General features: G+C 51.5%; 19 protein-coding genes. 7 read left to right on the forward strand and 12 right to left on the reverse strand.

Annotated features, from left to right (window positions below):
* Positions 1-128: 128 nt before the first annotated feature.
* The gene (locus AC6I1V_RS18135) at positions 129-335 is read right to left on the reverse strand and encodes a hypothetical protein (RefSeq protein ID WP_497737307.1); all 207 of its coding nucleotides are present in this window, start codon (positions 333-335) and stop codon (positions 129-131) included.
* Here AC6I1V_RS18135 and AC6I1V_RS18140 point away from each other — a divergent pair.
* Together AC6I1V_RS18140 and AC6I1V_RS18145 are read left to right on the forward strand one after the other, a co-directional pair.
* Positions 334-7,677 carry a cadherin-like domain-containing protein gene (locus tag AC6I1V_RS18140; protein WP_497737308.1) on the forward strand — a complete coding sequence of 2,448 codons (7,344 nt, stop codon included), beginning with the start codon at positions 334-336 and terminating at the stop codon, positions 7,675-7,677. The two genes, AC6I1V_RS18135 and AC6I1V_RS18140, sit on opposite strands and share 2 nt — an antisense overlap.
* Before the next feature lie 163 nt (positions 7,678-7,840).
* On the forward strand, positions 7,841-9,031 hold the full coding sequence (locus tag AC6I1V_RS18145; RefSeq protein ID WP_497737309.1) for a glycosyltransferase family protein: 1,191 nt from the start codon (positions 7,841-7,843) through the stop codon (positions 9,029-9,031).
* Between the two features lie 286 nt (positions 9,032-9,317).
* Here the strand turns inward: AC6I1V_RS18145 and AC6I1V_RS18150 are convergent, their stop codons facing one another.
* The gene (locus AC6I1V_RS18150) at positions 9,318-9,761 is read right to left on the reverse strand and encodes a GNAT family N-acetyltransferase (RefSeq protein ID WP_497737337.1); all 444 of its coding nucleotides are present in this window, start codon (positions 9,759-9,761) and stop codon (positions 9,318-9,320) included.
* The gene (locus tag AC6I1V_RS18155) at positions 9,731-10,120 is read right to left on the reverse strand and encodes a winged helix-turn-helix transcriptional regulator (protein WP_294621409.1); all 390 of its coding nucleotides are present in this window, start codon (positions 10,118-10,120) and stop codon (positions 9,731-9,733) included. The genes AC6I1V_RS18150 and AC6I1V_RS18155 overlap by 31 nt, the downstream gene beginning before the upstream one ends.
* 193 nt (positions 10,121-10,313) lie before the next feature.
* On the opposite strand from AC6I1V_RS18155, the gene AC6I1V_RS18160 reads away from it, so the two are divergent.
* Positions 10,314-10,604: a hypothetical protein gene (locus AC6I1V_RS18160; RefSeq protein ID WP_294621413.1), complete on the forward strand. Its 291-nt coding sequence runs from the start codon at positions 10,314-10,316 to the stop codon at positions 10,602-10,604.
* A gap of 294 nt (positions 10,605-10,898) precedes the next feature.
* Here AC6I1V_RS18160 and rdgC read toward each other — a convergent pair whose 3' ends face one another.
* Together rdgC and AC6I1V_RS18170 are read right to left on the reverse strand one after the other, a co-directional pair.
* On the reverse strand, positions 10,899-11,792 hold the full coding sequence (gene rdgC, locus AC6I1V_RS18165; RefSeq protein ID WP_305734007.1) for a recombination-associated protein RdgC: 894 nt from the start codon (positions 11,790-11,792) through the stop codon (positions 10,899-10,901).
* Positions 11,793-11,843: 51 nt separating this feature from the next.
* Positions 11,844-14,468, reverse strand: a complete 2,625-nt coding sequence (locus tag AC6I1V_RS18170) for a helicase-related protein (RefSeq protein WP_497737310.1) — start codon at positions 14,466-14,468, stop codon at positions 11,844-11,846.
* Positions 14,469-14,718: 250 nt separating this feature from the next.
* On the opposite strand from AC6I1V_RS18170, the gene AC6I1V_RS18175 reads away from it, so the two are divergent.
* Both AC6I1V_RS18175 and AC6I1V_RS18180 read left to right on the forward strand, forming a co-directional pair.
* Positions 14,719-16,221 carry a class I SAM-dependent DNA methyltransferase gene (locus tag AC6I1V_RS18175; protein ID WP_142836834.1) on the forward strand — a complete coding sequence of 501 codons (1,503 nt, stop codon included), beginning with the start codon at positions 14,719-14,721 and terminating at the stop codon, positions 16,219-16,221.
* Entirely contained in the window at positions 16,211-17,359 is a 1,149-nt protein-coding gene (locus tag AC6I1V_RS18180; protein WP_497737311.1) for a restriction endonuclease subunit S, read from the forward strand. Before AC6I1V_RS18175 ends, AC6I1V_RS18180 begins: the two co-directional genes overlap by 11 nt.
* Here AC6I1V_RS18180 and AC6I1V_RS18185 read toward each other — a convergent pair.
* The 4 genes from AC6I1V_RS18185 to xerA are packed head-to-tail and all read right to left on the reverse strand — an operon-like array spanning position 17,356 to position 19,364.
* Positions 17,356-17,835 (reverse strand): restriction endonuclease subunit S, encoded by a 480-nt coding sequence (locus AC6I1V_RS18185; protein WP_427822470.1) that lies wholly within the window; start codon positions 17,833-17,835, stop codon positions 17,356-17,358. The two genes, AC6I1V_RS18180 and AC6I1V_RS18185, sit on opposite strands and share 4 nt — an antisense overlap.
* A gap of 20 nt (positions 17,836-17,855) precedes the next feature.
* Positions 17,856-18,104: a DUF2442 domain-containing protein gene (locus AC6I1V_RS18190; protein ID WP_427822471.1), complete on the reverse strand. Its 249-nt coding sequence runs from the start codon at positions 18,102-18,104 to the stop codon at positions 17,856-17,858.
* A gap of 9 nt (positions 18,105-18,113) precedes the next feature.
* Positions 18,114-18,380 (reverse strand): DUF4160 domain-containing protein, encoded by a 267-nt coding sequence (locus AC6I1V_RS18195; protein ID WP_279028235.1) that lies wholly within the window; start codon positions 18,378-18,380, stop codon positions 18,114-18,116.
* A gap of 3 nt (positions 18,381-18,383) precedes the next feature.
* Positions 18,384-19,364 (reverse strand): site-specific tyrosine recombinase/integron integrase, encoded by a 981-nt coding sequence (xerA, locus tag AC6I1V_RS18200; protein WP_427822472.1) that lies wholly within the window; start codon positions 19,362-19,364, stop codon positions 18,384-18,386.
* A 111-nt stretch (positions 19,365-19,475) separates the two neighbouring features.
* Between xerA and AC6I1V_RS18205 the strand changes: the two genes are divergently transcribed.
* Entirely contained in the window at positions 19,476-20,093 is a 618-nt protein-coding gene (locus AC6I1V_RS18205; RefSeq protein WP_497737312.1) for a restriction endonuclease subunit S, read from the forward strand.
* Between the two features lie 88 nt (positions 20,094-20,181).
* On the forward strand, positions 20,182-23,265 hold the full coding sequence (locus AC6I1V_RS18210; RefSeq protein WP_279028229.1) for a type I restriction endonuclease subunit R: 3,084 nt from the start codon (positions 20,182-20,184) through the stop codon (positions 23,263-23,265).
* Between the two features lie 29 nt (positions 23,266-23,294).
* Here AC6I1V_RS18210 and AC6I1V_RS18215 read toward each other — a convergent pair whose 3' ends face one another.
* The 3 genes from AC6I1V_RS18215 to AC6I1V_RS18225 are packed head-to-tail and all read right to left on the reverse strand — an operon-like array spanning position 23,295 to position 24,972.
* On the reverse strand, positions 23,295-23,891 hold the full coding sequence (locus AC6I1V_RS18215; protein WP_279028227.1) for a hypothetical protein: 597 nt from the start codon (positions 23,889-23,891) through the stop codon (positions 23,295-23,297).
* 2 nt (positions 23,892-23,893) lie between these two features.
* Positions 23,894-24,598, reverse strand: a complete 705-nt coding sequence (locus AC6I1V_RS18220; protein ID WP_279028225.1) for a nucleotide-binding protein — start codon at positions 24,596-24,598, stop codon at positions 23,894-23,896.
* Between the two features lie 2 nt (positions 24,599-24,600).
* Positions 24,601-24,972, reverse strand: a complete 372-nt coding sequence (locus tag AC6I1V_RS18225; protein ID WP_279028223.1) for a hypothetical protein — start codon at positions 24,970-24,972, stop codon at positions 24,601-24,603.
* Position 24,973: the final 1 nt, after the last annotated feature.

The following is a 24,973-nucleotide window of genomic DNA, read 5'->3' on the forward strand; positions in this document are numbered from 1 at the left end:
TAACCTTCGTTTTTCTTGACTTAACGTAAAGAATGTTTATTCTGACCAAGTCGGCCATACTGGTATTTGGCTGCATTGTTCCTGCTGGTATTGGAACTTGTGTGTGGAAAGGCGTGTCGCGCCTTCTTTCAAATGCGAGTAACCGATTGATATAGCAGGATTTTTTTTATGCTCTCTCTCTCTCTCTCTCTCATAACCGTTATCTTTTGGCGTAATCCTCCTCCTTCCATTCCTCCGCCTGAATAAGCCCTGTCCGGTGTACCGCCGGTGCAGGGCTTTTGTGCGCTGTAATCATTTTCTTTTTTCAGCCCCTTCTTTTGCCAGGAGATAACCATGCCTGATGTGCGCCTTGTAAAGCCCGCTGCGGGTATATCCCAGAATATCGTTTGTGAACCGCAGGCTCGTTTCGTTTTTGATTTTCCTGCGGATGCCGCCACGCTGTCCCGCTCCGGAGACAATCTTGTCCTGACCTTCGATGACGGGAGCAGTCTCCAGCTTGAAAATTTCTATACGGCCTATTCCAGCGAGAACATGCCTTCCTTCTCCGTGGAGGGAGTTGAGATTTCCGGTCAGGATTTCTTCGCGGCCATGAATGAACCCGACCTGATGCCCGCTGCCGGTCCTGCCGCGAACGCAGGCGATCAGGGCAACGGCAGCCGTTATCATGAGTACACAAGCGCGGACCTTCTTGATGGCCTTGACCGCCTTGGCGGGCTGGATATCGGCTGGACGGACAGCAACATCCCGTTTGACGATCTGGAAGCCCTTGGCGCGGACGAAAGCGCCGTTGCCGACTTTTCCGTCACCATCACTCCCGGTACTATCGGTATCGGGAATAGTCTTCTCAGTGTCTCGGAAAAGGACTGGACTCCGGAAACGCACCCTGAAGCGTTCGGAAATATGCTCATCACCGCTCCCGATGGCGTTGCTTCCATCGTTTTTGGCGGCGTTACCATTTTTGAGAACGGCGCGATGACGGGCGCTCCCGTTACTGTTGACGGCGGTCATTTTGAATTTGCTTTCGATGAAGCAACCGGGCGCCTTGATTATGTCTTTGTTCTGGATGATGCGGCAACTCACGATAAGAGCCTCGGAAATGACGAGCAGCTCTACCATGATTTTACCATTACCGTTACCGATACGGACGGCGACAGCGCCAGCGGCGAAGTAAGGCTGGAGATCGTTGACGACGTACCGGCTTTGACTGTTGGTGACGGAATCGAGTCCGTGGTTTCCGGCGCGACGAGCAACGTTGTGACGGGCCAGATTTCTTATGACTTCGGCGCGGACGACGGCGAAGGAAAGACCTTCACTATCACGGGGGCGAACGGCGAGAGCAAGAGCTACCCGTTGACCGGTGAAAGCGTGACTGTGGCGGGCCAGTACGGCACGCTGACGGTGAACTCTGACGGCTCGTACAGCTACACGGCGAATCCGAACGCCGAAGGCAGCGACAGCTTTACCTTTACCATCACGGACGCGGACGGCGACAGCCGGAGCGCGAGCATCGACGTGGAAGTGACCCCGGCGCAGGCCCCTGTCATTGATGATGAAACGGGCAGCCTGACGGTGAACGAAAAGGGTCTTGACAACGAAGCCGACGCTTCGGAGACCAGCACCTGGACAGCGCCCGAAGGCTTTACGGTGATCGGCGTTGTGGACGAGAACGGCGGGGCGCAGCGTGGCACGGCCAGCGTCGTTGACGGCAAGCTCGAATACACGCTCAGTGACGCCATTACCCACAGCAGCGGTGAAGGAGCCAATACGGCGCAAGGCGCGGACACCGTGAAGGTGACCGTGCAGGACGGCAACGGCAATACCTTTGAAGTGGACGTGAAGGTCAACGTTGTTGACGACGTACCGACCCTGACCGTAACGGACGGTATCGACACGGTTGTCTCCGGCGCGACGAGCAACGTTGTGACGGGCCAGATTTCTTATGACTTCGGCGCGGACGACGGCGACGGAAAGACCTTCACCATCACGGCGGCGGAGGGCGAGAGCAAGAGCTACCCGCTGACCGGTGAAAGCGTGAGTGTGGCGGGCCAGTACGGCACGCTGACGGTGAACTCTGACGGCTCGTACAGCTACACGGCGAATCCGAACGCCGAAGGCAGCGACAGCTTTACCTTTACCATCACGGACGCGGACGGCGACAGCCGGAGCGCGAGCATCAACGTGGAAGTGACCCCTGCGCAGCCCCCTGTCATTGATGATGAAACGGGCAGCCTGACGGTGAACGAAAAGGGCCTTGATGACGAAGCCGACGCTTCGGAGACCAGCACCTGGACAGCGCCCGAAGGCTTTACGGTGATCGGCGTTGTGGGCGAGAACGGCGGGGCGCAGCGTGGCACGGCCAGCGTCGTTGACGGCAAGCTCGAATACACGCTCAGTGACGCCATTACCCACAGCAACGGTGAAGGAACCAATACGGCGCAAGGCGCGGACATCGTGAAGGTGACCGTGCAGGACGGCAACGGCAATACCTTTGAAGTGGACGTGAAGGTCAACGTTGTTGACGACGTACCGACCCTGACCGTAACGGACGGTATCGACACGGTTGTCTCCGGCGCGACGAGCAACGTTGTGACGGGCCAGATTTCTTATGACTTCGGCGCGGACGACGGCGACGGAAAGACCTTCACCATCACGGGGGCGAACGGCGAGAGCAAGAGCTACCCGCTGACCGGTGAAAGCGTGAGTGTGGCGGGCCAGTACGGCACGCTGACGGTGAACTCTGACGGCTCGTACAGCTACACGGCGAATCCGAACGCCGAAGGCAGCGACAGCTTTACCTTTACCATCACGGACGCGGACGGCGACAGCCGGAGCGCGAGCATCAACGTGGAAGTGACCCCTGCGCAGCCCCCTGTCATTGATGATGAAACGGGCAGCCTGACGGTGAACGAAAAGGGCCTTGATGACGAAGCCGACGCTTCGGAGACCAGCACCTGGACAGCGCCCGAAGGCTTTACGGTGATCGGCGTTGTGGGCGAGAACGGCGGGGCGCAGCGTGGCACGGCCAGCGTCGTTGACGGCAAGCTCGAATACACGCTCAGTGACGCCATTACCCACAGCAACGGTGAAGGAACCAATACGGCGCAAGGCGCGGACATCGTGAAGGTGACCGTGCAGGACGGCAACGGCAATACCTTTGAAGTGGACGTGAAGGTCAACGTTGTTGACGACGTACCGACCCTGACCGTAACGGACGGTATCGACACGGTTGTCTCCGGCGCGACGAGCAACGTTGTGACGGGCCAGATTTCTTATGACTTCGGCGCGGACGACGGCGAAGGAAAGACCTTCACCATCACGGGGGCGAACGGCGAGAGCAAGAGCTACCCGTTGACCGGTGAAAGCGTGACTGTGGCGGGCCAGTACGGCACGCTGACGGTGAACTCTGACGGCTCGTACAGCTACACGGCGAATCCGAACGCCGAAGGCAGCGACAGCTTTACCTTTACCATCACGGACGCGGACGGCGACAGCCGGAGCGCGAGCATCGACGTGGAAGTGACCCCGGCGCAGGCCCCTGTCATTGATGATGAAACGGGCAGCCTGACGGTGAACGAAAAGGGTCTTGACAACGAAGCCGACGCTTCGGAGACCAGCACCTGGACAGCGCCCGAAGGCTTTACGGTGATCGGCGTTGTGGGCGAGAACGGCGGGGCGCAGCGTGGCACGGCCAGCGTCGTTGACGGCAAGCTCGAATACACGCTCAGTGACGCCATTACCCACAGCAGCGGTGAAGGAGCCAATACGGCGCAAGGCGCGGACACCGTGAAGGTGACCGTGCAGGACGGCAACGGCAATACCTTTGAAGTGGACGTGAAGGTCAACGTTGTTGACGACGTACCGACCCTGACCGTAACGGACGGTATCGACACGGTTGTCTCCGGCGCGACGAGCAACGTTGTGACGGGCCAGATTTCTTATGACTTCGGCGCGGACGACGGCGACGGAAAGACCTTCACCATCACGGCGGCGGAGGGCGAGAGCAAGAGCTACCCGCTGACCGGTGAAAGCGTGACTGTGGCGGGACAGTACGGCACGCTGACGGTGAACTCTGACGGCTCGTACAGCTACACGGCGAATCCGAACGCCGAAGGTAGCGACAGCTTTACCTTTACCATCACGGACGCGGACGGCGACAGCCGGAGCGCGAGCATCGACGTGGAAGTGACCCCAGCGCAGACCCCTGTCATTGATGATGAAACGGGCAGCCTGACGGTGAACGAAAAGGGTCTTGACAACGAAGCCGACGCTTCGGAGACCAGCACCTGGACAGCGCCCGAAGGCTTTACGGTGATCGGCGTTGTGGGCGAGAACGGCGGGGCGCAGCGTGGCACGGCCAGCGTCGTTGACGGCAAGCTCGAATACACGCTCAGTGACGCCATTACCCACAGCAACGGTGAAGGAACCAATACGGCGCAAGGCGCGGACATCGTGAAGGTGACCGTGCAGGACGGCAACGGCAATACCTTTGAAGTGGACGTGAAGGTCAACGTTGTTGACGACGTGCCGACGCTGAGTGTGGGCGGTTTCTCCGGCACATACGGACAAGGCATCACCGGCAAGGTGGAGTTCAGTTTCGGCGCGGACAGCGGCGGAGACGCGAAGATCGAGCTTTCCGTGAACAACGGTGGCAAGGTTGCAGGCGTCAGCACTGACGGCGGCAAGACCTGGACGTTCAATGTGAACGACAGGAAGGTGACGCTGGATGCGGAAACGGGTGAATTCCATTACGCGCTTCCTGTTTCCGGCAGCGAAGATACCTATACCTTCCAGTTCACGGTGACGGACGCGGACGGCGACGTGGTGAGCAATGCTGATCCTGTGACGGTCACGGTGGAAGGCACCGACCTGAGCGAAGAGAAGACCAGTGTGACCGGCGACGATGCCAACGTGCTTACTGGTACGGCAGTTTCCGTGACGATGATTGAACTTCCTGAAGGTGTAACCCTGGACACGAACCAGAAGGTAGACGTGACACTTGATGGAACGAAGTATGGTGAACTGCATGTCGATGAAATCGGCGATGTGACGTTCTGGCAGACGAAGGCGTATAGAGGCGAACAACATGGTACCCAAGGCGAATCCGAAGTTGCGACCGGTTTCAGCGGCAGCCTTAAGGTGTCTCTTGCGGACGGCACGTCCTCCAGCATTACTGTGGAGGTGAACATCAGAGACGACATGCCGACGGTCACTGTCGCGGAAGGAGACAGGGAATCTCTGGAAGTTGACGAAGCGGATATGGCGAAAGACGCCACGGTAAACGTCACCGACTGGTTTACTTCAGATGCCGGAGCGGACGGAGAAGCAAACCGCAGCTACGAGATCACGCTGAAGAAAGATGCCGGGCAGGGCCTGAAAGCCATTGTGAATGGACAGGAGTACGATGCAATACTGACCGTGGACGACACCGGAGATCTTCGGTGTACTGCCGGGGATAGTAGCGATACGGAGATTTTTACGGTTTCCGTGGATGGACAAGGCAATGTGACGCTGCACATGACCGGCAAGGGAACGCTGAAGCATGATGAAGGCGCTCTGACGTTGAACGGCGTGAATGTGAAGCTGACCGTGGAGGACAATGACGGCGACAAAGTCAGTGCCGAAGCAGCGCTGAACCTGACCATCAAGGATGGCCCCGTTGTGTTCAGTGGATATACGTCGGAGTTCCGAACTAATGATGCTGAAAAAGATACTGTAATTCTTGATTTTAATGATGACTCCAATAATGCGGACAACCCGCAAAGGCATGATAGTTGGACGCCGGATGGCTATAAAGAGTGGGACAAGGACGGTGAAGGTATTGTCTGGGATCATGGACATAAAGAAACCGGGCATAAAACTATTGAGATAACCCAAGAAGAACACGCCATAAAACTTGAGGCTGTGACGGTTAGTTATAAAGATTCGTTTGGAAATGTGATTCACCAGCCTGACAATAGATACGGAAATAATAGTAGTACTCCTGCAAGCATAGAAGAAACATCTGGGCACAATCCGCTTCTTTCCTTTGTGTCTACTACAGCCTATGCCAAAGAACAGGATTTTCCTGAAAGTGGACTCAGTGTCTTCAGCGGTAATAGAGGAAACAATGAAGATCAAGGTGATGGAGAAATCGGTGGAATAAACGGTGCCCAAAACAATACAGTCAGCGAAGCCGTTAAGATTACTCTGGACGAGACAGCCTATTCCATAACAATTGGTCTCAATGCTTTTTATAATGAAGACTGGGGTCATGGCGCTGATATTGAGAAAGCGTGTGTTGTATTCCTGGATGAAAATGGCAAGCAGGTCGGAATGTTCTTCTGGGATGCCGAGTCAGACAACAACGGTGTAAGCGACAATAACACCTTCTATGTTTCGTCAGGTTTCCAGACGGCTTACATTATTCCGTGGGGGAAGCAGTCCGACTTTCTGGTCAACAGCATTTCCATTGACTACAACAATACACCGCAATGGACCCTGGACGGTACGGTTACGGCATCCAGCGCGGACGGTATTTCCGGTTATGCTTTTGGTGATTTCCAAGAAACGATTTCGATAGATGGCGAAAAACTGCAGGTCCGCTATGATAGTGATAAAACTTCCATTGACTTTACTACGGTTGAGAAGAATGGAAACACGCAGACTGTAATTGTGCATGGACAGGTCAGCATCAACGAGAAGGGAGAATGGCAGCTCAACTGGTTTGATAATGACCTCTCCCCTGAGGGGATAGCCATTCCTGTCATAGCTACGGACAAAGACGGTACTACCTCGGAAATAAACATCATCGTGGCAGGTACGACAGGTGATGGCGTTGTAACCGTATCCGGCACGGACGATGCGGATGCCATAGCGGGCGCTGTCGGGGATGATTCCATTGCCGGCGGAGAGGGAGACGACCTGCTGTACGGGAACGAGGGGAATGACCTCATCTTCGGCGACGGAGCGTTGATCGGGAATACCGGGAAGCTGAATGAGGCTTTAGAGGACGCTGGTGTTGAACTATCAGGCGAAAACCCTGACTACGCGACGCGGATTGAGAATATTACCTCCAGCCCCGACGAGTCCGGCAAGAGCGATCTTGACCGTTTCCTCGACAGCCTTGAACACTACCTTGACGACACCTCCAAAGGCGACGACAGGCTTTTCGGTGATGTTGGGGATGACCTCCTTTTCGGCATGGGCGGCAATGACTACCTCGATGGCGGCGAAGGGGTGGATTATCTCTTCGGTGGTTCCGGCAATGACATTCTCGCCTATGACAAGAATGATTACCTTATTGACGGCGGTTCGGGCATCGACTTCATGGTGTCGGATGGAAACCTGTCTCTCGACGATTTGCTTAAGGAGAGCGGCAGAAACGATGAGCACCCTGGCCCTATCGTCAATAATGTGGAAGTGCTGATTACCGGTGATAAGGCGCTCAGCCTGACCGATATCGACCAACTGGCGAAGGAATACGGGATTACTCTTGGCTCCTCTGATGAAGGAGAAAAGCTCTTCCTGGATTTGAACAAATGGAAAGCAGGCGAGAACGATGGCCCCACGCATACATACACATACGACGATGGTGACGTGCACCTTACCCTGGAGACAAACCTTACTCCCATACACGATTCGACTACAGACGAGCAAGCTCAGGTGCAGAGCTTCATCCTCAATAACGCAAACGGGTAACAGATAACAACCGAGGTGCCGGTATCGCAATACGGTACCGGCACCTTCTTTTTGACCTGCCAGACAAAAAGCAAAAACGGCAATCATGCGTTCGACAGGCGTGGCTGTCGAACGATAACGCCATGATCTCATGTATCTTTCATGCGACCGGAGTTGAGGGTATATGCGTATCCTCTTTTGTAACGCCAATTACCCCGGCGGGTTCGGCAGAATGCCTTCCGACCTGGCTGCCGACCCTGCCAATGAAGTGATGTTCCTTTCCTTCCATCCGAGGAAGGAAAACGCGCCGTCCGGGGTTATTCATGCCCGCCTGAATCTCAACAGGGACCGCGAACATATCCCCCGGAACAGGGATGCCTTCGTTTCCGAATGGGAAAAGATGTTCAGCCTGGGAAAGCAGGCCATGCAGACCCTGCTGCATATCCGGGATTCGGGGTTCGTGCCGGATATGATATATACGTCGCTTTTTGACGGCCCCGCGCTTTTCCTCCGGCATATCTTCCCCCATGCCTTCATCATTTTCTATTTCAACGGATTCAGGAGCAGAGGGGGCGATGTCGGGCGTTTCCAGGCCGTCATGGACTTCCAGAGGGCGATGGCCGCGCAGAGCAACCTGTACTTCGTGCGCTCGGAAATGCAGAAAAGCTCTTTTCCGCCCGTGCTCCATCCGCTCGTCCATGTATGGCCGCCCCATGTGGATACGGAATTTTTTCATCCCGCTCCCCGGAACCTTTCCCTGTTCTTCCCCGATGAACCTCCGGACTCGGACAGGGAGCTGATAACAGGACACATGAAAGGCTCAGGACATTCGCAAAAGGAGCTGATGCGGGTCATGCTTGACCTGCTCGAATGCCGCCCTCATTGTCTGGCGGCGTTCGCATTTGAAAACGAGGCGGTCAGGCGGCAATGGCAACAGGCGCTCCATGCCCTGCCGGAGCATTTGCACCGGCGTCTTTTCCTGGCGGGAGGACTCGACGGCGCAACGTATCATCACCTTTTGTGTTCCAGCACCGTTTATATTTTCCCCGAATATGCCAGCCCGCCGTTGCAGGGGATGCTTGAAGCCATGAGCTGCGAAACGCTGCTGATGACGCCGGTATCCGACGGGGCGGATGAATTCCTCCGGCATGGGGAAACGATGGTGGCCTTTCCCAAACAGGGAAAAGAGCGGCAACTGGAAGCGATCTGCCGCGTCATTGACCACCCGGAGGCATGTGACGCCATAAGGAAAAGAGGAAGGAAACGGATTGCGGCCAGATGCAGTGACAGGGTCGTTTTTTTCGAGCATCTGAATTTTGTCATGAACGAGTATAAGAACTTCAAAAAACATGGCGGATGGATTGCGCAGCCGTGATGCGGCAGAAAGCGCCCGGATTGAAAACATGCCGAACGCATTGAACGGCATGAAGCGTGGGCGGACCTCCATGAAAAGATGGACGGCACGGAATGTGCCGTCAGGAATATGAAAGAGCGGGGCGGCCGGGGAGTCCCCGGTCGCTCTGCTTTTGGGATATGCGGCAGAGAGGGAGTCTTTCCCCTCTATCGTCGGAGGTCCGCCAGCGTATGGCGTTTGAGCAGAAGGTCATTCCGTCCGCATGTTCATGGGCAAACCGTCAGGCAAGTGTTTATATTACGGGACGCTACCTTTTTCCTCCGTTGACGATCTGCAGGGCTGCCGCATCCGGCATTTGGACAAAACCATGCCGTTCATAAAAGGAGGCATTGCGGCTTTCCTCCGGCATGACTTCAAGGTAGAAATACTTTTCATATTTTTTCTTTACTCGATTCAGCATGCTCCCGGCTATTCCCTGCCCCTGATATTCAGGGCGCACCAGAACGTAATGGATATATGCCAGCATTTCTCCGTCATCCAGAACTCGAATCAAACCGACCAGGAGCCGACCATCCCATGCTGTAAGCACCGTCGAGGACCCCATCAAAGCCCTGTACAGGCGATGGGGGTAATGACCAGATATCCAGCCCACGGAGAGGAACAGGGACTCCACATCCTTCTGGCTAAAACATTTTGCTTCCGTAAATGTTATTGCCATATCTACGACCTTTTTTCCGCCGTGTAGTCGCATTTTCTGCACTGAGCGATACTCAGTCCGCTGATTTCTCTATGATAGGCTCCTGACCAGCGACAAATAGTCTGGAGTATAGGTACGACGGATTCCCCCTTTTCCGTGAGATTGTACTCTACGCGAGGCGGAATTTCGTCGAATGATGTACGCCTTACTATTCCGTCGGCTATCAATTCCTTTAGATTTTGCGCAAGCACAGCATCGGTGATGTTCGTCATTTCCCCTTTCAAGATACCGTAGCGCAGGGTACCCTGATGCGCCAACACACAGATGATGCGTGACTTCCACCTTCCTCCAAATACGTCCAGCCCGTATTCCAGCGGGCATCGGATATCCTTTTCCAATTTGGCTTGATACATACCTCGTCCTTTATTCTGTCGAAATGTTGGGTAGGCATATCCTATGCAGGCATGTCGCTGTCGGCAAGTTACTATGAAATTTATGAGTAGCTCATAAATTTGCAGACGTCTTTTTTTTTGCCGGTAACCGTATATTCTCTTTTTCATCCGGCAAGAAATGTTGGTAACATTATAGTATCATAGGAGTTTTATCATGGAAGTCAAAGCCTATCTCGAAATCACCATGCAGATCGACAACACCAATCGCCCAGCGGCAGCCAAGGTCTATACCGACTACCGTGCACCCTTTCTGGACACCATTGAAGGTGCGCTCACCAAGGAACTGCTTATTCGTGATGAGGATGTGCAGGTTCTCCACGGCTTTGATTCCGCCGAACATGCTGCGGCCTATTTGAGCAGCGACCTCTTCAATGCCGATGTGGTCAAGGGACTCAAACCCCTCTGGAGTTCCGAACCCAATGTGAGAATCTACACCGTAGCGTAATCGTTTGGTGTTTTTTAGAAAGGTCCATAAGGGGGAATTAGCCTTATGGACCTAATTTTTTCTGTAAACTTTTTCATGAGATACATGGGCATAATTCCCCGTATTTTCAGCATCATGCCGATTGCCTTTGGGGCAGTGGTAAAAGTTTTTCAATTACGCCAGTATCTCTCTGTATTTTCTGCCGTTTGAGACCGGTACGCGGAATTGCTTTTGTCTGTAATCCGTGGACAAAAAAGAGCTGCAGGTCGGAGGTACAAGTTCCGCCTGCGGCTCCGAATTACGTTATGCAACGTACTACGCCAAAGCTACCCCTTCCACTATATCAGCCACTCGTGAGCAGATGTCGGCATTCAGAAGGAACGTGCCATCCTCTTCCATACCTTTTTCAGCCTTGGGAAACCGCAGGCCGGAAACAGCCAGGGAAGAATCCAGCATGAAATCCACCTGCCAGTCCGGTTCGCTGGCGGACGTGGCCATCAGATGCAGCTTCTGAATAGCCATCCCTTCCTCAAGCGCCTGAGCCACGGCATTCAGGCTGTTCTGCACGGCCACAGCGGATTTTTCCTCAGCCTGTTCGGGGGCGGACAGTCTGGCGGACCCCATCGGATGCAGAGTGTACCCTTCGCACGGATAGCCTTCTCCGTGCAGGATGGCGGCAAAGAGCCTCGGCATGTCGCCCGCAGGCGTGATGGGTACGGCGTCCATGCCGAACGTGGTCTTGAACAGGTCAAGCACCGGCTGCACCGCTTTAGCGGCACTAGAGCCTATAAGCAGGCGTCCTTTTTCCGCATCCCAGATGCAGTCAATGACGGACGGCACAAATTCCGCCCTGGCGGTCAGTTTGGCGGTGATGGCCTCCTTCAGCTCCTTTTTGCGCTTGTTCCCGACCTTTTTGCCGGAAGCTCGTTCTTCCCGCACGGCGTCGGCAAGCTGGAGCCGGATAACGGCCCCGGATGCCTTACGGGTATCCAGCCGGAAGGAAAAGCCGGAATAGCGGCCATCTACGGAAGCCAGTTCAAAACCATCGGTATCCAGCGGATTGCCAAGCGCTACCCAGCCGAGACGTCTGCCGTCAGCATCAATGTCGGGCGTAAAGGTATCATTCCTCAAGGCGTCCAGGGTAAATTTGACGGTGGAGTTGACCTTGCAGATGGTCATGGCTGTAGTTGAAGACATAAAACCTGACATAACAACCTCTTATGTTTTGACGAAGTTAGAGAATGAAGTGACTCGCGCCGTTCATCTCATGCGCGGTCTTGAAATCACAAATCCATGTACGCCGCCGGAGGGTGAGGCCGTCTGAGCGGCGGCTTTGGCCTGCGGAGCCGTGAGCTGCCTGTACGCCTCCACATGTTCCAGGGCTTCCGCAAGGGTATCAAAGGAGGCGCGAACGGTGCGCGCCCCGTTGATGATATGGTTTTTCTCGTACTGGACACGAAGGCCGATTTTGCCGTTTCCTGTCTGGAAGACGCGCAGCTCATACATTTCGTTGTCTTCGGCGTCCAACTTCAATGTATGTTCGTGTTTGCCGTAGAAATCCAAACTGCTGGCGGAGAAGCCCGCTCCCACAAGCCGGTCATGGTATGATTGAGAGGCGTCGGAACTTGAGGAAATTCTTTCGGCAGATTGTACTGCCGCGGTTTCGGCGGGAGGAGTCTCCTTGAGTCCGCGTCGCGCGGCATCCGCACGGGCAGCGGCCAGGCCCTCTTCCAGTGATGCAAACAGCCGCAACTTCACCCCTTGCGGTGCGGTCGTCGTACTGTGCCACTTCCCGTCCTCGTACAGACTGCTTCCCAGGGAACCGACGTGACTGTTGAAATAGGTACGGCGTAGGACATACCCTTCTTTCAGTGTATGGCCGTTGTGCTGATTGGACACCGTGTACTCCGATCTGCCTTCTCCTTCACCGTATTTAAGCGTGTGAAGCCGCTTTTCCGGCAGCGTGACGGGAGGGGCAATAGCGGCACAGTCTTCCTTCGGCGGCGCTGCCGTTGTCGTCTGCTGTTCATCCGTCAGAGAGGTTTTGGGCGTCCAGGTGGAGACGTAGCTTGCATCATCCTGCATTCGTTGCAGCTCCCGGATGACGGAGTTATGATTTTCCCGCGCCAGAGCCAATTCTTCCTGCTGAGGAAACTCCTGTCCAAGAGCGGATTTGACGGTTTCCAGTTCAGCTTTTTCCTGCCGGGCGTTCTCGCGTTGCGTGGTGATGGATTCGTCCAGCCCTTTGGCCAGGAAGTTGTCAATGCGCTGAAAGAGACCGGCCAGACTGAGATTCTCTTCAAAATCATAGAACAGATTTCCCGGTCGGAACTCCCTTTCTTCCGCTCCCAGCAGGGAAAGCTGAAAACCGTCTTTGCCGCCGGCGCGTCTTGAGCGTTCGACAAAGACCTCAAAACCGCGATAGGAGCCGAACAGAAATTTTGCGCTGGAATCACGGGTAACTTCCTTTATTCCGTCGAGCAGCCGATCTCGTATTTTATCGCTGTCCCTGGCCGTGAAGGTTTTGCCGTCAACCGTCAGCTCCACCAGAATTTTTTCTTTCCCCTTTTCTGTGATGGTACGGGTATGGGAATCCCTGCGGCGTATGTTTTCCGCATACAGAGTTTCCTCTTTGGCAAGCCGTGTTTCCGTGGAAGCAAGATACTTGAGACGGTCGCGCATCCGGTGCTGGCTGCGTTGATGCTGCGAATACAGGGCTTCGAGTTTGCGCAGATCGGCGGCAAGCTGTACCTGCATGAGAATAAGCGGATTGCCGGAGGCTGCGGCCTTCATTTCGGCGGCGTTGGCGGCTTCCGAGGCCACATCGTCAATGACGCGCTGAAGCAGATCGCCCTTGCGAAACTGTTCTATTGCTGCTGACTTGTACTCAATGGTCTGCCACATCCGCGCATCGTAAGTCTGTTTTGTTGCATAGTTGAATATTTTTACTGTAAAAGTATCGGGATTGCGTTCATAAAACATATTCCCCTGACGTATAATTCTTCCGTTGCGTTGCTCCAGATCTGACGGCCGCCACGGTGCGTCCAGATGATGCGCGGCCACCAGACGTTTCTGGACGTTCATGCCAGCGCCCATCTTGCTGGTGGAGCCGAGCAGGATACGAACGCGCCCGGCGTTCATATCGCTGAACAATTTTGCTTTCCGTATGTCCGTGTTGGCGTCATGGATGAAGGCGATTTCCTCGGCGGGAATCCCGTGTTCCATCAGTTTTTTCCGCATGTCGTCATACACGGAGAACTTGCCGGATGCGGCAATGACCTCATCCATATTGATGACACCGGCAAGAGCATCCTCATCGTCTTCAGGCTCGTTCTCCTGTTCCGAGGTTTCGCGGACAAGCGTGCCGTCCACGTCTATAAGTGCCCCGGATTCCAAATCCTGCCGTTCGCTCCGAGTGGATGCCGGAGCCTTTCCTCCCTTGGGCGTGGACAGATCGCAGAAGACAAGCTGCGTACCCTTGTCGGCGGAAGTTTCACGCCAGATTTCATGAATACGTTCAACAGCGGCATTGAGCTTGGAGCCTTCAAAATCATCGGCGGTTGGCTCTATCAGCCGGTAATCAAGCCCCGCTTTTCTGGCGTCATTGGTGACTTTGAGAGGATTGTCGATGCGCGGGTCTGGAGGAAGATTCTCCATACGCTGGATGATCTTGTCCATATACGCAGCCTGAACCGGGGAGCGTTCCACCACATCATTATAAGGCTTGCCTCCCTCAATCGGAGGTGTCAGGGGTCGTTCCCCGGCCTGTTTCGCCTGTGCATCAAGGTCGGCTTTTGTCACCACATCGGCAAAAGTCCGATACATGGACAGCAGTTCCGGCACGTTTTGGAACTTGGCGAAGCGGCTTTTTAACTTGTAGTTCACCCCTGTTTTAGGATATATTTATTTGAAATTATAGGATAAAAATTTTTTAAATATTTTTGATACCCTGAAAGTTACCCGGCAAAATGCTGGATTGGAAAAGTAGCCTTTGGTCAGTACCAGACAGAAAGAGGGATGGCGCTGTATGGGGAGTGAATAGCATGTCCAAGGAACGAATGGGTCGGAAAGTCGCTTGCCGGGTAACCTTTTGCCTGCTAACCTTATTTTTCAGGAATCTGTCATGGAGAAAAAAATGGGAAAACAAAGTACAAGCAATATAGGTTTTGAAAAACAGATATGGGATGCCGCCTGCGTTTTGCGTGGCAATTTGGATGCTTCTGAATACAAATCCGTCGTGCTTGGGCTTATTTTTCTCAAGTACATATCCGACAGTTTTGAAGCCAAATATCAGGAGCTTCTCGCTGCCGGAGAGGGGGATGAGGAAGATCGGGATGAATATACCTACGAAAATATTTTCTTCGTGCCTCCTTCTTCCCGCTGGTCTCGCATAGCGCAGGCGGCGCATACGCCGGAAATCGGTGTGGTCATTGATGAGGCTATGCGCGAGATTGAAAAGGAAAATTCGCGCCTAAAGGATATATTGCCCAAAAACTTTGCCCGCCCGGAGTTGGACAAGCGCCGTCTTGGGGATGTGGTGGATCTCTTCACCAATATCAGGATGATTGAGCACGGCAACGAGAAAGATATTCTGGGGCGAACCTATGAATATTGCCTTTCCCGTTTTGCTGAGCAGGAAGGCAAGCTGGCTGGAGAATTCTACACGCCTTCCTGTGTGGTTCGTACCCTTGTGGAAATTTTGCAGCCTTACAACGGCAGAGTGTATGACCCATGCTGCGGTTCCGGCGGCATGTTCGTCCAGTCGGCAAAATTTGTCGAAAATCACGGCGGCACGATCAACACCATTTCCATTTTCGGGCAGGATTCCAATCCTACCACATGGAAGATGGCGCATATGAACCTTGCCATCAGGGGGATTGAAGCCAATCTTGGAAAATTTCATGCCGATACGTTTTTTGACGACAGACACCCCCAGCTCAAGGCGGATTTCATCATGGCCAATCCGCCTTTCAACCTTTCAGATTGGGGCGCGGACAAGCTGAAAGATGATGTGCGCTGGAAATACGGTCTTCCTCCGGCGGGAAATGCCAACTTCGCTTGGATGCAGCACATGATTTTTCATCTGGCCCCACGGGGGAGGATCGGGCTTGTGCTGGCCAACGGCTCGCTTTCCTCACAATCCAGCGGAGAGGGGGAAATCCGCAAAAAAATTATTGAAGATGATTTGGTGGATTGCATCATTGCCATGCCGCCGCAGCTTTTCTATACTACCCAAATCCCCGTCTCCCTCTGGTTCCTGGCCAGAGACAAGAAACAGAAAGGAAAGACGCTGTTTATGGATGCCCGGAATATGGGCACAATGGTGACGCGAAAGTTACGAGAGCTGACGGGAGAGGACATAGCGAAGCTGGCGAAAACCTATGTCGCCTTTACCGAAGGCTCCCTTGAAGAGGTGAAAGGCTTTTGCGCTGTTGCAGCAACGGCTGATATAGCAAAACAGGATTATATCCTCACGCCGGGGCGCTATGTGGGCATTGAGGAACAGAAAGATGACGGTGAACCCTTTGAAGAAAAAATGACGCGTCTGACTGGAGAGTTGTCCGAACTCTTTGCCAAGTCGCATGAACTGGAAGCGCAGATCAAGAAGCAGTTGGGGGCGATTGGGTATGAAATCTGATTGTTACGCATTGTTCGACCTCGCCCAATGGAAAAATGGATTAGCTTTCAAGAAAATTGATTTTTCTTCAGACGGGGAGCCGGTTATCAAAATTGCTGAATTAAAAAATGGTATTACAGGTCAGACTCAATTTACAGAAGGTGACTATGGAGACGAGGTTCATCTTACCAAGGGAGACATGCTGTTTTCGTGGTCTGGGAACCCTGAAACATCCATTGATGTATTTTGGTACAACTTGCCCGACGGTTGGTTAAATCAACACATTTTTAAGGTGATACCCAAGCCATTTGTAGATAGAAACTTTTTATACTATCTTCTTAAATCACTCAAAGCAACTTTTACTGCTATTGCCTCGAACAAGCAAACAACAGGATTAGGTCACATCACACTAAAGGATCTGAAAAAACTGAACATCGCATTGCCAAGTGAGAAAGAACAAAAGATTATTGGTCGTTACTTGTACACTATCGACCAAAAGATAAGCGTTAATCAAGCTATAAATGATAATTTACAGCAGCAAGCCGCTACCTTATTTGCCAACTTCTATGAACAGGCTGAAACGGAAGTAGGGTTCACTGAACTCGTTCAGATTCTTGGTGGCGGAACGCCCAAAACCGGCGAAAAGTCCTATTGGAACGGGAAAGTGCTGTTTTTTACACCTAAAGATATTGGCTTTCCTTACACTTTATCAACAGAAAAAACTATCACGGAAGAAGGTCTTGCCCATTGCAATAGCCGCCTCTACCCCGTGAATACGGTCTTTGTAACAGCCAGAGGAACTGTTGGTAAAATTGGAATGCCCGGAGTCCCTATGGCGATGAACCAATCCTGCTATGCTCTTATTGGGAAAAATACTAACCAGATTCTTGTGTACTTCTACACGCTGAAAGTAGTGGATAGACTAAAGTACAAAGCAAGTGGGGCTGTATTCGACGCAATCACTACCAGAGATTTTGAAACAGAGAGTATTTTCAAACTCTCTGATGCCCATGCCGAAGCTTTTCTCAACATTGCAAGGCCGATCTATCGAGCTATATTAGGTAATACTTTCGAAAATCAGCAGCTTACAGCATTGAGAGATTTTTTGCTGCCAAAGTTAATATCCGGCGAGTTAGATGTCTCCGAACTCGGCATTTAGGCCGCTAAATTATCATTTATCTTGTTGTTCAATTTGATTTTGTCATCTAGTAAACTGAGAACAGAGACAATTTTTTTTTGTATATTAAGGCTAGGAATAAAGATTTTAACATTTGAAAGATATTTTACCGAGAGGCCAGGCTGTGCGGATTGTCCAGATAGGCGACCTAAGTTCATTGTTGAAAGCAGGTATGATAAATACCTCGTATTATTTTTATTATTTGCACATGCAATAATAGCATGTTCTGTCATATAAGCATTCCCGGTAAAATACCTTACATTGCCGCAAAAAGCTCCTTGTCTGCCAATAATGGCACAGTCACCTGAAAAATTGTAGTGTGTCGTATAGCCACGACAACCATTTCCACCAAAAACAGGATATTCTCCATGTGTAGAAATTTCAGAAGCAGTAATAGTCTTACCACTCCTGAGATAAGAACATACGTCTACTAACCTCTGTTCTTCAAAAAGGTTCATTTTTATCCCTCGCGGCATTGTTACCTAACGCCAATGCTTAAATCATATAATTCATGTGGCGCAATATCCTGTCCATCAGGCCATGCTATGCCTTCTCCGTGGGAAATGATTTGCACCTTTGTAAAATACGATGTGTCCTTGAGCTGCCCAAACCAGCTTCCCTTTATATATGGTGTGACATCGAAAATCTTCCTTTCTCCTGTCGAAAAATGCAGCAAGAGCTTGTAGTTCGGCATAGGCGAGATGGATACAATCTTGGGCTCATTCATGGATACCTCCTACTTCAGCGGATCGATTCTGAAAATGGGTTCACCACTGGAGAGCAGTTCCCAGTTTGCCTGCAAATCTTCATGATGAATGATCATCCATGCTTTGAGAAGCTGAAGCTGCTTGGAAGGGAACTCTCCTTGGAGAATCTCACCGTCAAGCGACATGACAATCTTTTTGCCGGCATATTCCGCATGAATATGCGGCATATTATGCTTTCCGCCCACTTCCATGTACATGCGTACAATAATACCATAAAAAAGAGATAAAATCGGCATGATTCATCCTATAAATTTTCTGTGCGCCAACTTCACATTGTGTTGTTTCACCATTGCATAGTGCATGGTCGTATCAATTTTCTGATGCCCTAAAAGCTGTTGCACCTGTTCAACGGGCATTCCCTTGTCTATGGCTGTCGTTGCCAGTGTTCGACGAAATTTATGGGGATGGACTCTGGCGAGATGCAAACGTCTGCCCATATGTCGGAGCATGGCTTCAAGTCCGCCGATTTGAAGACGCTCATAGGGACTTTTCAAAGAAACAAATAGTGCCTCATTGGCATCTTTTCGTTCCGCAAGATACTTTTGCAAGTGTATTTTAGTGCGTGCGTCAAAATACACTATACGTTCCTTGCTTCCCTTGCCAAAGACGACACATTCCCTTTCTTCAAAATTAACGTCACTCCGATTGAGCGTAACCATTTCGCCCACACGCATACCGGTTGACGCCAGCATGTCGATAATAGCCAAATCCCGTGTCGTCGTACAGTTATCGCGCAGGCGTTCGAGGGCTTCATCCGTATAGGTGTCTTTGATGGTTTGCGCTGCCTTAACCTTGTGAATCCGGCGCACGGGACTTTTGATAATCCGGTCTTCATCTTCCAGCCATGCAAAGAAACTGGACAGGATTCGACGGATATTGTCAATAGTTACTCTGCTTGATTTTCGGGATGCCTGATATTCCGTCAGATAGGCTCGCAGGTCGTCCGTGACGATTTGTTGCGGCGATTTTCCCACTTTTTCCAGCATGGCCGTTATGGTAGCCCGGTAATATCGCAGCGTTTTTTCCGAACATCCCTCAATGCGCTTGGCCGTCAGGAACGCTTCAACACAGTCAGTCTCCTGCGGCTGAGGGAACGAATTTGTCTCTCCCAGCACTAATGCTCCCAAGCTGACGATGAGGACTTCCCGAAGGTGCAGCATTTGTTCATTGGTCAACCAGGGCAACATTTTTTGCTGAATTTCTGAAATAATTTGCAACATTAGATCATTTCCTCCCGTTCCGTTAGAATGTCATGGCGAGACTTTGCGGGAGAATGCGATTCGAGGGAAGAGGGGGAGGTAAATGATAATTTACAGCAGCAAGCCTTCGCTTTGTTTGAGCAGCTCCTGATCAACGCTGGTGATGTGGAGTGTTCGGTAGCTGATATTGCACACCTTAACCCAAAGCGTGCTTTGGCAAAAAATCAGGAAGCAAAATGTATTGAAATGTCACAGTTATCAACAAGCGGTGCATTTCCCAGCGGTTGGGAGAAGAGACCATTCACTGGAGGCATGCGTTTCTCGAATGGAGATACTCTCTTGGCAAGAATCACTCCATGTCTTGAAAATGGAAAGGCCGCTTTTATAGATTTCCTTGATACTTTGGAAGTAGCTTTTGGATCTACTGAATATATCGTTCTTGCGTCTAAAGGTGAAGTTCCTCCTGAATTTCTGTATTGCCTTGCCCGTTACCCTGCATTTAGCGATTATGCCGTCAAAAATATGAACGGAAGTAGCGGAAGACAACGGGTTTCGGCTGAAACCATTGGCCAATTCAAACTGCCTCGACCGAGTACAAATGAGTTAAAGAGATTTGGAAATGCGGTATCTTCATTATTCCTGAAGATGCGATTTAATTCTCTCGAAAATACATGTCTATCGTCTTTACGGGACAGCCTTCTTCCTAAACTCATATCCGGCGAGTTAGATGTCTCCGAACTCGACATTTAAGCCGCTAAATTATCATTTGTCGGCAGATATTGCCATTCTGACGGTTTCCTGCCATACCTGTAAAGAGCGATAATGCGGAGAAAACGCCATGTCGGAAAAATATTCAGAAAGTAATTATGAAAATGCCGTACTGGAGATTTTCAGATCCTCGCTTGGCTATAACTATATCTATGGTCCTGATTTTGAAAGGGATTACCATAAACCTTTCCATGAAGCAGCGTTGCGGGATGCCCTGCCGCGCCTCAATGCGCACTTGCCCCGTCAGGCTATTGCCGAAGCCCTTTCCAAACTGGAAAATCTGGAAAGTGGTTCGCTGCTTCAAAAAAACATGGTTTTCATGGATTATCTGCAAAACGGCATTCCTGTAAAATTTTTTGAAAACGGTACGGAACGTTCTTCTATTGTTCATCTGCTGGATTACAATGATCCATCAAAGAATAATTTTGTTGTTGCCAATCAGTGGACATTTATTGAACATTCAGAAAAACGGCCAGATATTATTCTCTTTATCAATGGGCTTCCTCTGGTTGTTATAGAGCTGAAGTCTCCTTCTCGTGAGGAGACGGATGCTTCCGCAGCGTACCGGCAACTGCGTAATTATTTCCATGAGATCCCTACCTTATTTGCGTATAATGCCATCTGCGTCATGAGCGATATGACGACCTCAAAGGCAGGCACTATTACCTCAGGTGAGGATCGCTTCATGGAGTGGAAAACAAAGGATGGAAGTTATGAAAATACGCAGTATGCCGCTTTTGATACCTTTTTTGAGGGAATGTTCGAGAAGGAACGTTTTCTCGATATTCTGAAAAATTTTATCTGCTTCAATGTCGATGGGCAAAATACTTTCAAAATCCTTGCGGCCTATCACCAATATTTTGCTGTGAAAAAGGCTGTGTCCTCAACACTGACTGCAAGTGTTGGCAATGGGAAAGGCGGTGTCTTTTGGCATACTCAGGGAAGCGGGAAATCCCTCTCGATGGTTTTCTATGCTCATGCCTTGCAAGAGGTGATGGAAAGCCCGACCATAGTTGTGCTGACCGACAGAAACGACCTTGACGATCAGCTCTATGGACAATTTTCCCGCTGTCGCGATTTTTTGCGACAAATTCCGCAGCAGGCAGGAAGCCGAAAGCATTTGCATGAGCTTTTGGCCAATCGACAGGCCAACGGTATCATTTTTACCACCATGCAAAAGTTTGAGGAAAGTTCCGAGGCTTTATCTCTGCGAAAAAATATCGTCGTTATGGCGGATGAGGCACATCGCGGACATTATGGATTGGTGCCCAGAATACAAACCCGCACACGGGAAGATGGCGAGGTGGAAACAAGAACAATAACAGGCTCAGCCAAAATCATTCGTGATAATCTGCCACATGCCACGTTTATTGGCTTTACCGGTACGCCAATATCCTCCAGAGATCGCAGCACACGGGAAGTGTTCGGCAATTATATTGATATATACGATATGACTCAGGCGGTCGAGGATGGAGCAACCCGCCCGGTATATTATGAAAGCCGTGTTGTCCATTTGAATCTTGATGCTGAGATTCTCAAACTCATTGACGCCGAGTATGATCTGATGGCGCAAAACGCCGAGCCTTACGCCATCGAAAAAAGCAAGAAAGAACTTGGCAAGATGGAGGCCATCCTCGGAGCGGATCAAACACTGAACTCATTAGTTGATGATATTCTTGAACATTATGACGGAAGCCGAGCGTTTTTGCTGACAGGCAAAGCCATGATAGTGGCCTATACACGCTCCATTGCCATGAAGATTTACCACAAAATACTGGAACGGCGTCCTGACTGGACGGATAAGGTGGCAATCGTCATGACGCAGGGCAACAATGACCCGGAAGAATGGAGAAAAGTCATTGGAAATCAGGCACACAAAGAGCATATGGCCCGTCTCTTCAAAGATAATGCCTCGTCCCTGAAAATTGCCATTGTCGTTGATATGTGGCTCACGGGGTTTGACGTGCCATCCCTTGCCACCATGTACGTCTACAAGCCCATGTCCGGGCATAACCTGATGCAGGCTATTGCCCGTGTAAACCGTGTGTTCGGCGACAAGGAAGGCGGGTTGGTGGTGGATTATGTGGGTATTGCATCGGCACTCAAACAGGCTATGCACGACTATACCGGACGAGACCAGAAAAACTACGGCGATACGGACATCAGCAAAGCGGCTCTGCCCAAATTTCAGGAAAAGCTGTCCATTTGCCGTGACTTTCTGCATGGTTTTGACTATGGGGCGTTCCTGCACGGCAATGATCTGGATCGGGCGAAAAGCATCAGCGGCGCGGCCAACTTCCTGCTTGCAAAAAGCACTGCTGATCATCAAGCCGGGATTGATGACAAAGACACCAAGGAAAAATTCATCAAAGAGTCCTTGCTGCTGCGGCAAGCTCTCTCTTTATGTGCGAGTTTGGTGGATGAGCTTACCCGCCTTGAAGCCGCTTTCTTTGAAGCCGTGCGCACTGTGCTGGTGCGTCTTGCCAGCGGAGGAACAGAGCAGAAGTTATCCCTTGATAAAATAAATGCCCGTATTAATGAGTTGCTGAAACAGAGTATTAAAAGTAATGGAGTCATCAATCTTTTTTCGGATGTTCAAAAAGGATTTTCGCTTTTTGATCCAAAGTTTCTTGAAGAAATAGCCGGTATGAAAGAAAAGAATCTGGCTATAGAAATACTGAAAAAGCTTATCGCTGAGCAGGTTTCGGTATACCGAAGAACAAATATTGTCAGATCGGAAAAATTTTCTGAAATCATTCAGCGCGCTATGAATCAGTATCTCAACGGTATGCTTACCAATGAAGAAGTAATTCAGGAACTCTTGAAGCTTGCTGGTGATATTACCGCAGGAAATGAAGAAGGTGAATCTCTTGGCCTTACGACAGAAGAACTGGCCTTTTATGATGCCTTGACAAAGCCTCAGGCTATCAAAGATTTTTATCAGCATGAAGAGTTGAAGTCACTTACCAAAGAATTGACTGAACTACTGAGGAAAAATCGTACTATCGACTGGCAGAAAAAACAAAGCGCGCGCGCAGGTATGAGGATACTTGTGAAGCGTCTTCTCAGACGTTACAAATATCCTCCTGAGGGTATGGAGGATGCTATCCAAACTGTGATGAAACAATGTGAATTATGGGTAGATAATCAATAGTAGTATAGGATATTACGATGGAGAACAATTTATATCAAATTTATGAAGAGCATTACGCCAACCGTCATAAATCCAAATGCGGCTGTCGCACTTCTCCGCCACCCTTTTTTCTCCTCGGAAAACTCCCATGCAGCCAATCCTCCACAAAACACACCCGCAGCGAGACACAGCCCGCTGACGAGCCAGCCGGAAGGCATATGTAGAATTGCCGCCAAAGGCATATCCCTGCCGGTGTCGATGCGGAAGCCCGCCCAGAGCATCAGGCTCCCGTAGGCCAGCAGACAAATCAGGGCCAGCAGCCACATCGGTACCAACTTGCCGTATTGAATCTTTGAAGCAAGGTTTTGAGCTTCTTTCACCACGCTGTTGGTAAGCTTGGCTTGCGCGGCGGCAGTCTCCTTTTCGGCGGCAGCGGTCATGCCGTCCATGATGGCTCTGGATGCTCCGGCGATTTTTTCCGGCAACGCTTCATAGTAGATGCGCTGATATTCCATCGCAGCCAGCAACGGCCAGAGAGCGTCGTCATCTCGGAGATTCAACCTGCTGCCGACCTCCCGCAAACGGGCTGCTTCCGCTTCGGACAATTCCCTGCCGCACGCCTTGCTGAGATCAATCACAGTATCCATGCTTATGACGCTTCTCCCAGGGCGGAATCAAACATTTTTGCGCACACTCCCCGCCATCGTTGCAGTTCCGCCCGTGTGCCGAAGGGCATTTCAGGCTGAGCGGCGCGAATGGACATACGCCTGGAATAGAGCCAGTCGGCCACACGGTTGCCGACAGCCGGAAAGTCCAGCGTCATGCCGTTCTTCTCCACCGCTTCCCGTGCTTTAGAGCTGTTATACATATCAAAACGCCGCGCTTCACCGAAATACAGGTTCCGGCAGACATGGATGGGTACGTCCGTGAATACTTCCTGAAAGGAATGCAGAAGCTCGATGGAATCGCGATGCCGGTTGATTATCCAGAACACAGTCAACTCCCGCCGCATCTCCCGCAACGCTTCCTTCATGATGTCGCCGTAGCTGGTCGTGCTGGTCTTGGTACGGGCGGCGGCATTGATGACAACGGCATAATCCGGGTAGTTCTGTACAGTGTCCAGCAAATCCGCCCAGCCGTCGGCGTCGTCCAGACTGTTCAGACGGCAGAGCAGATTCGGCAGGGCAAGGTCTTTATGCGCCTTGAACACGTCCGGGTTGTCGGTATCGGTATCCACAAGCAGGGCGTTTGCGTTTCTGCTGAGAAGATAGTCCACAAGGGCGAAGGAAAAGAGGCTCTTGCCGACGCCGCCCTTGCTGCCGCCGACATAGAATACGCTGTTCTGAATATTCATGATCAAAGCTCCGAATCAGGTTTGTCCGGCGTATAGAAGCCTGGAATTTCTTCCTGTGCCTGAGGCGTGGCGGGAGGGGCCGCGACGGGCTTCACGGCTTCAAGCCGGGGTTTCGGCGTACGCTTTTGCCGCGTCTCCTTTTTGGGAAGCACCTTTGCCCGGATGATGGGCGCGGGAATGACCACGTTGCCCTGGGCCATGATTGCCGCCACTTCCTTCACCGTGTATCCCTTTTCAAACGCTTTCAGGATATTGGCGTTGAGCAGTTCGGCTGCTTCCTCCCGTGTCTTACCGAGATTTTTGTCCGGCAGGTCGTCAAGGATTTTCCGCATGGCATTGATGTCTTGCACCGGAATGCGTTTGAACTTTCCCATG

This window comes from Bilophila sp. T19-St14, from assembly GCF_059728385.1.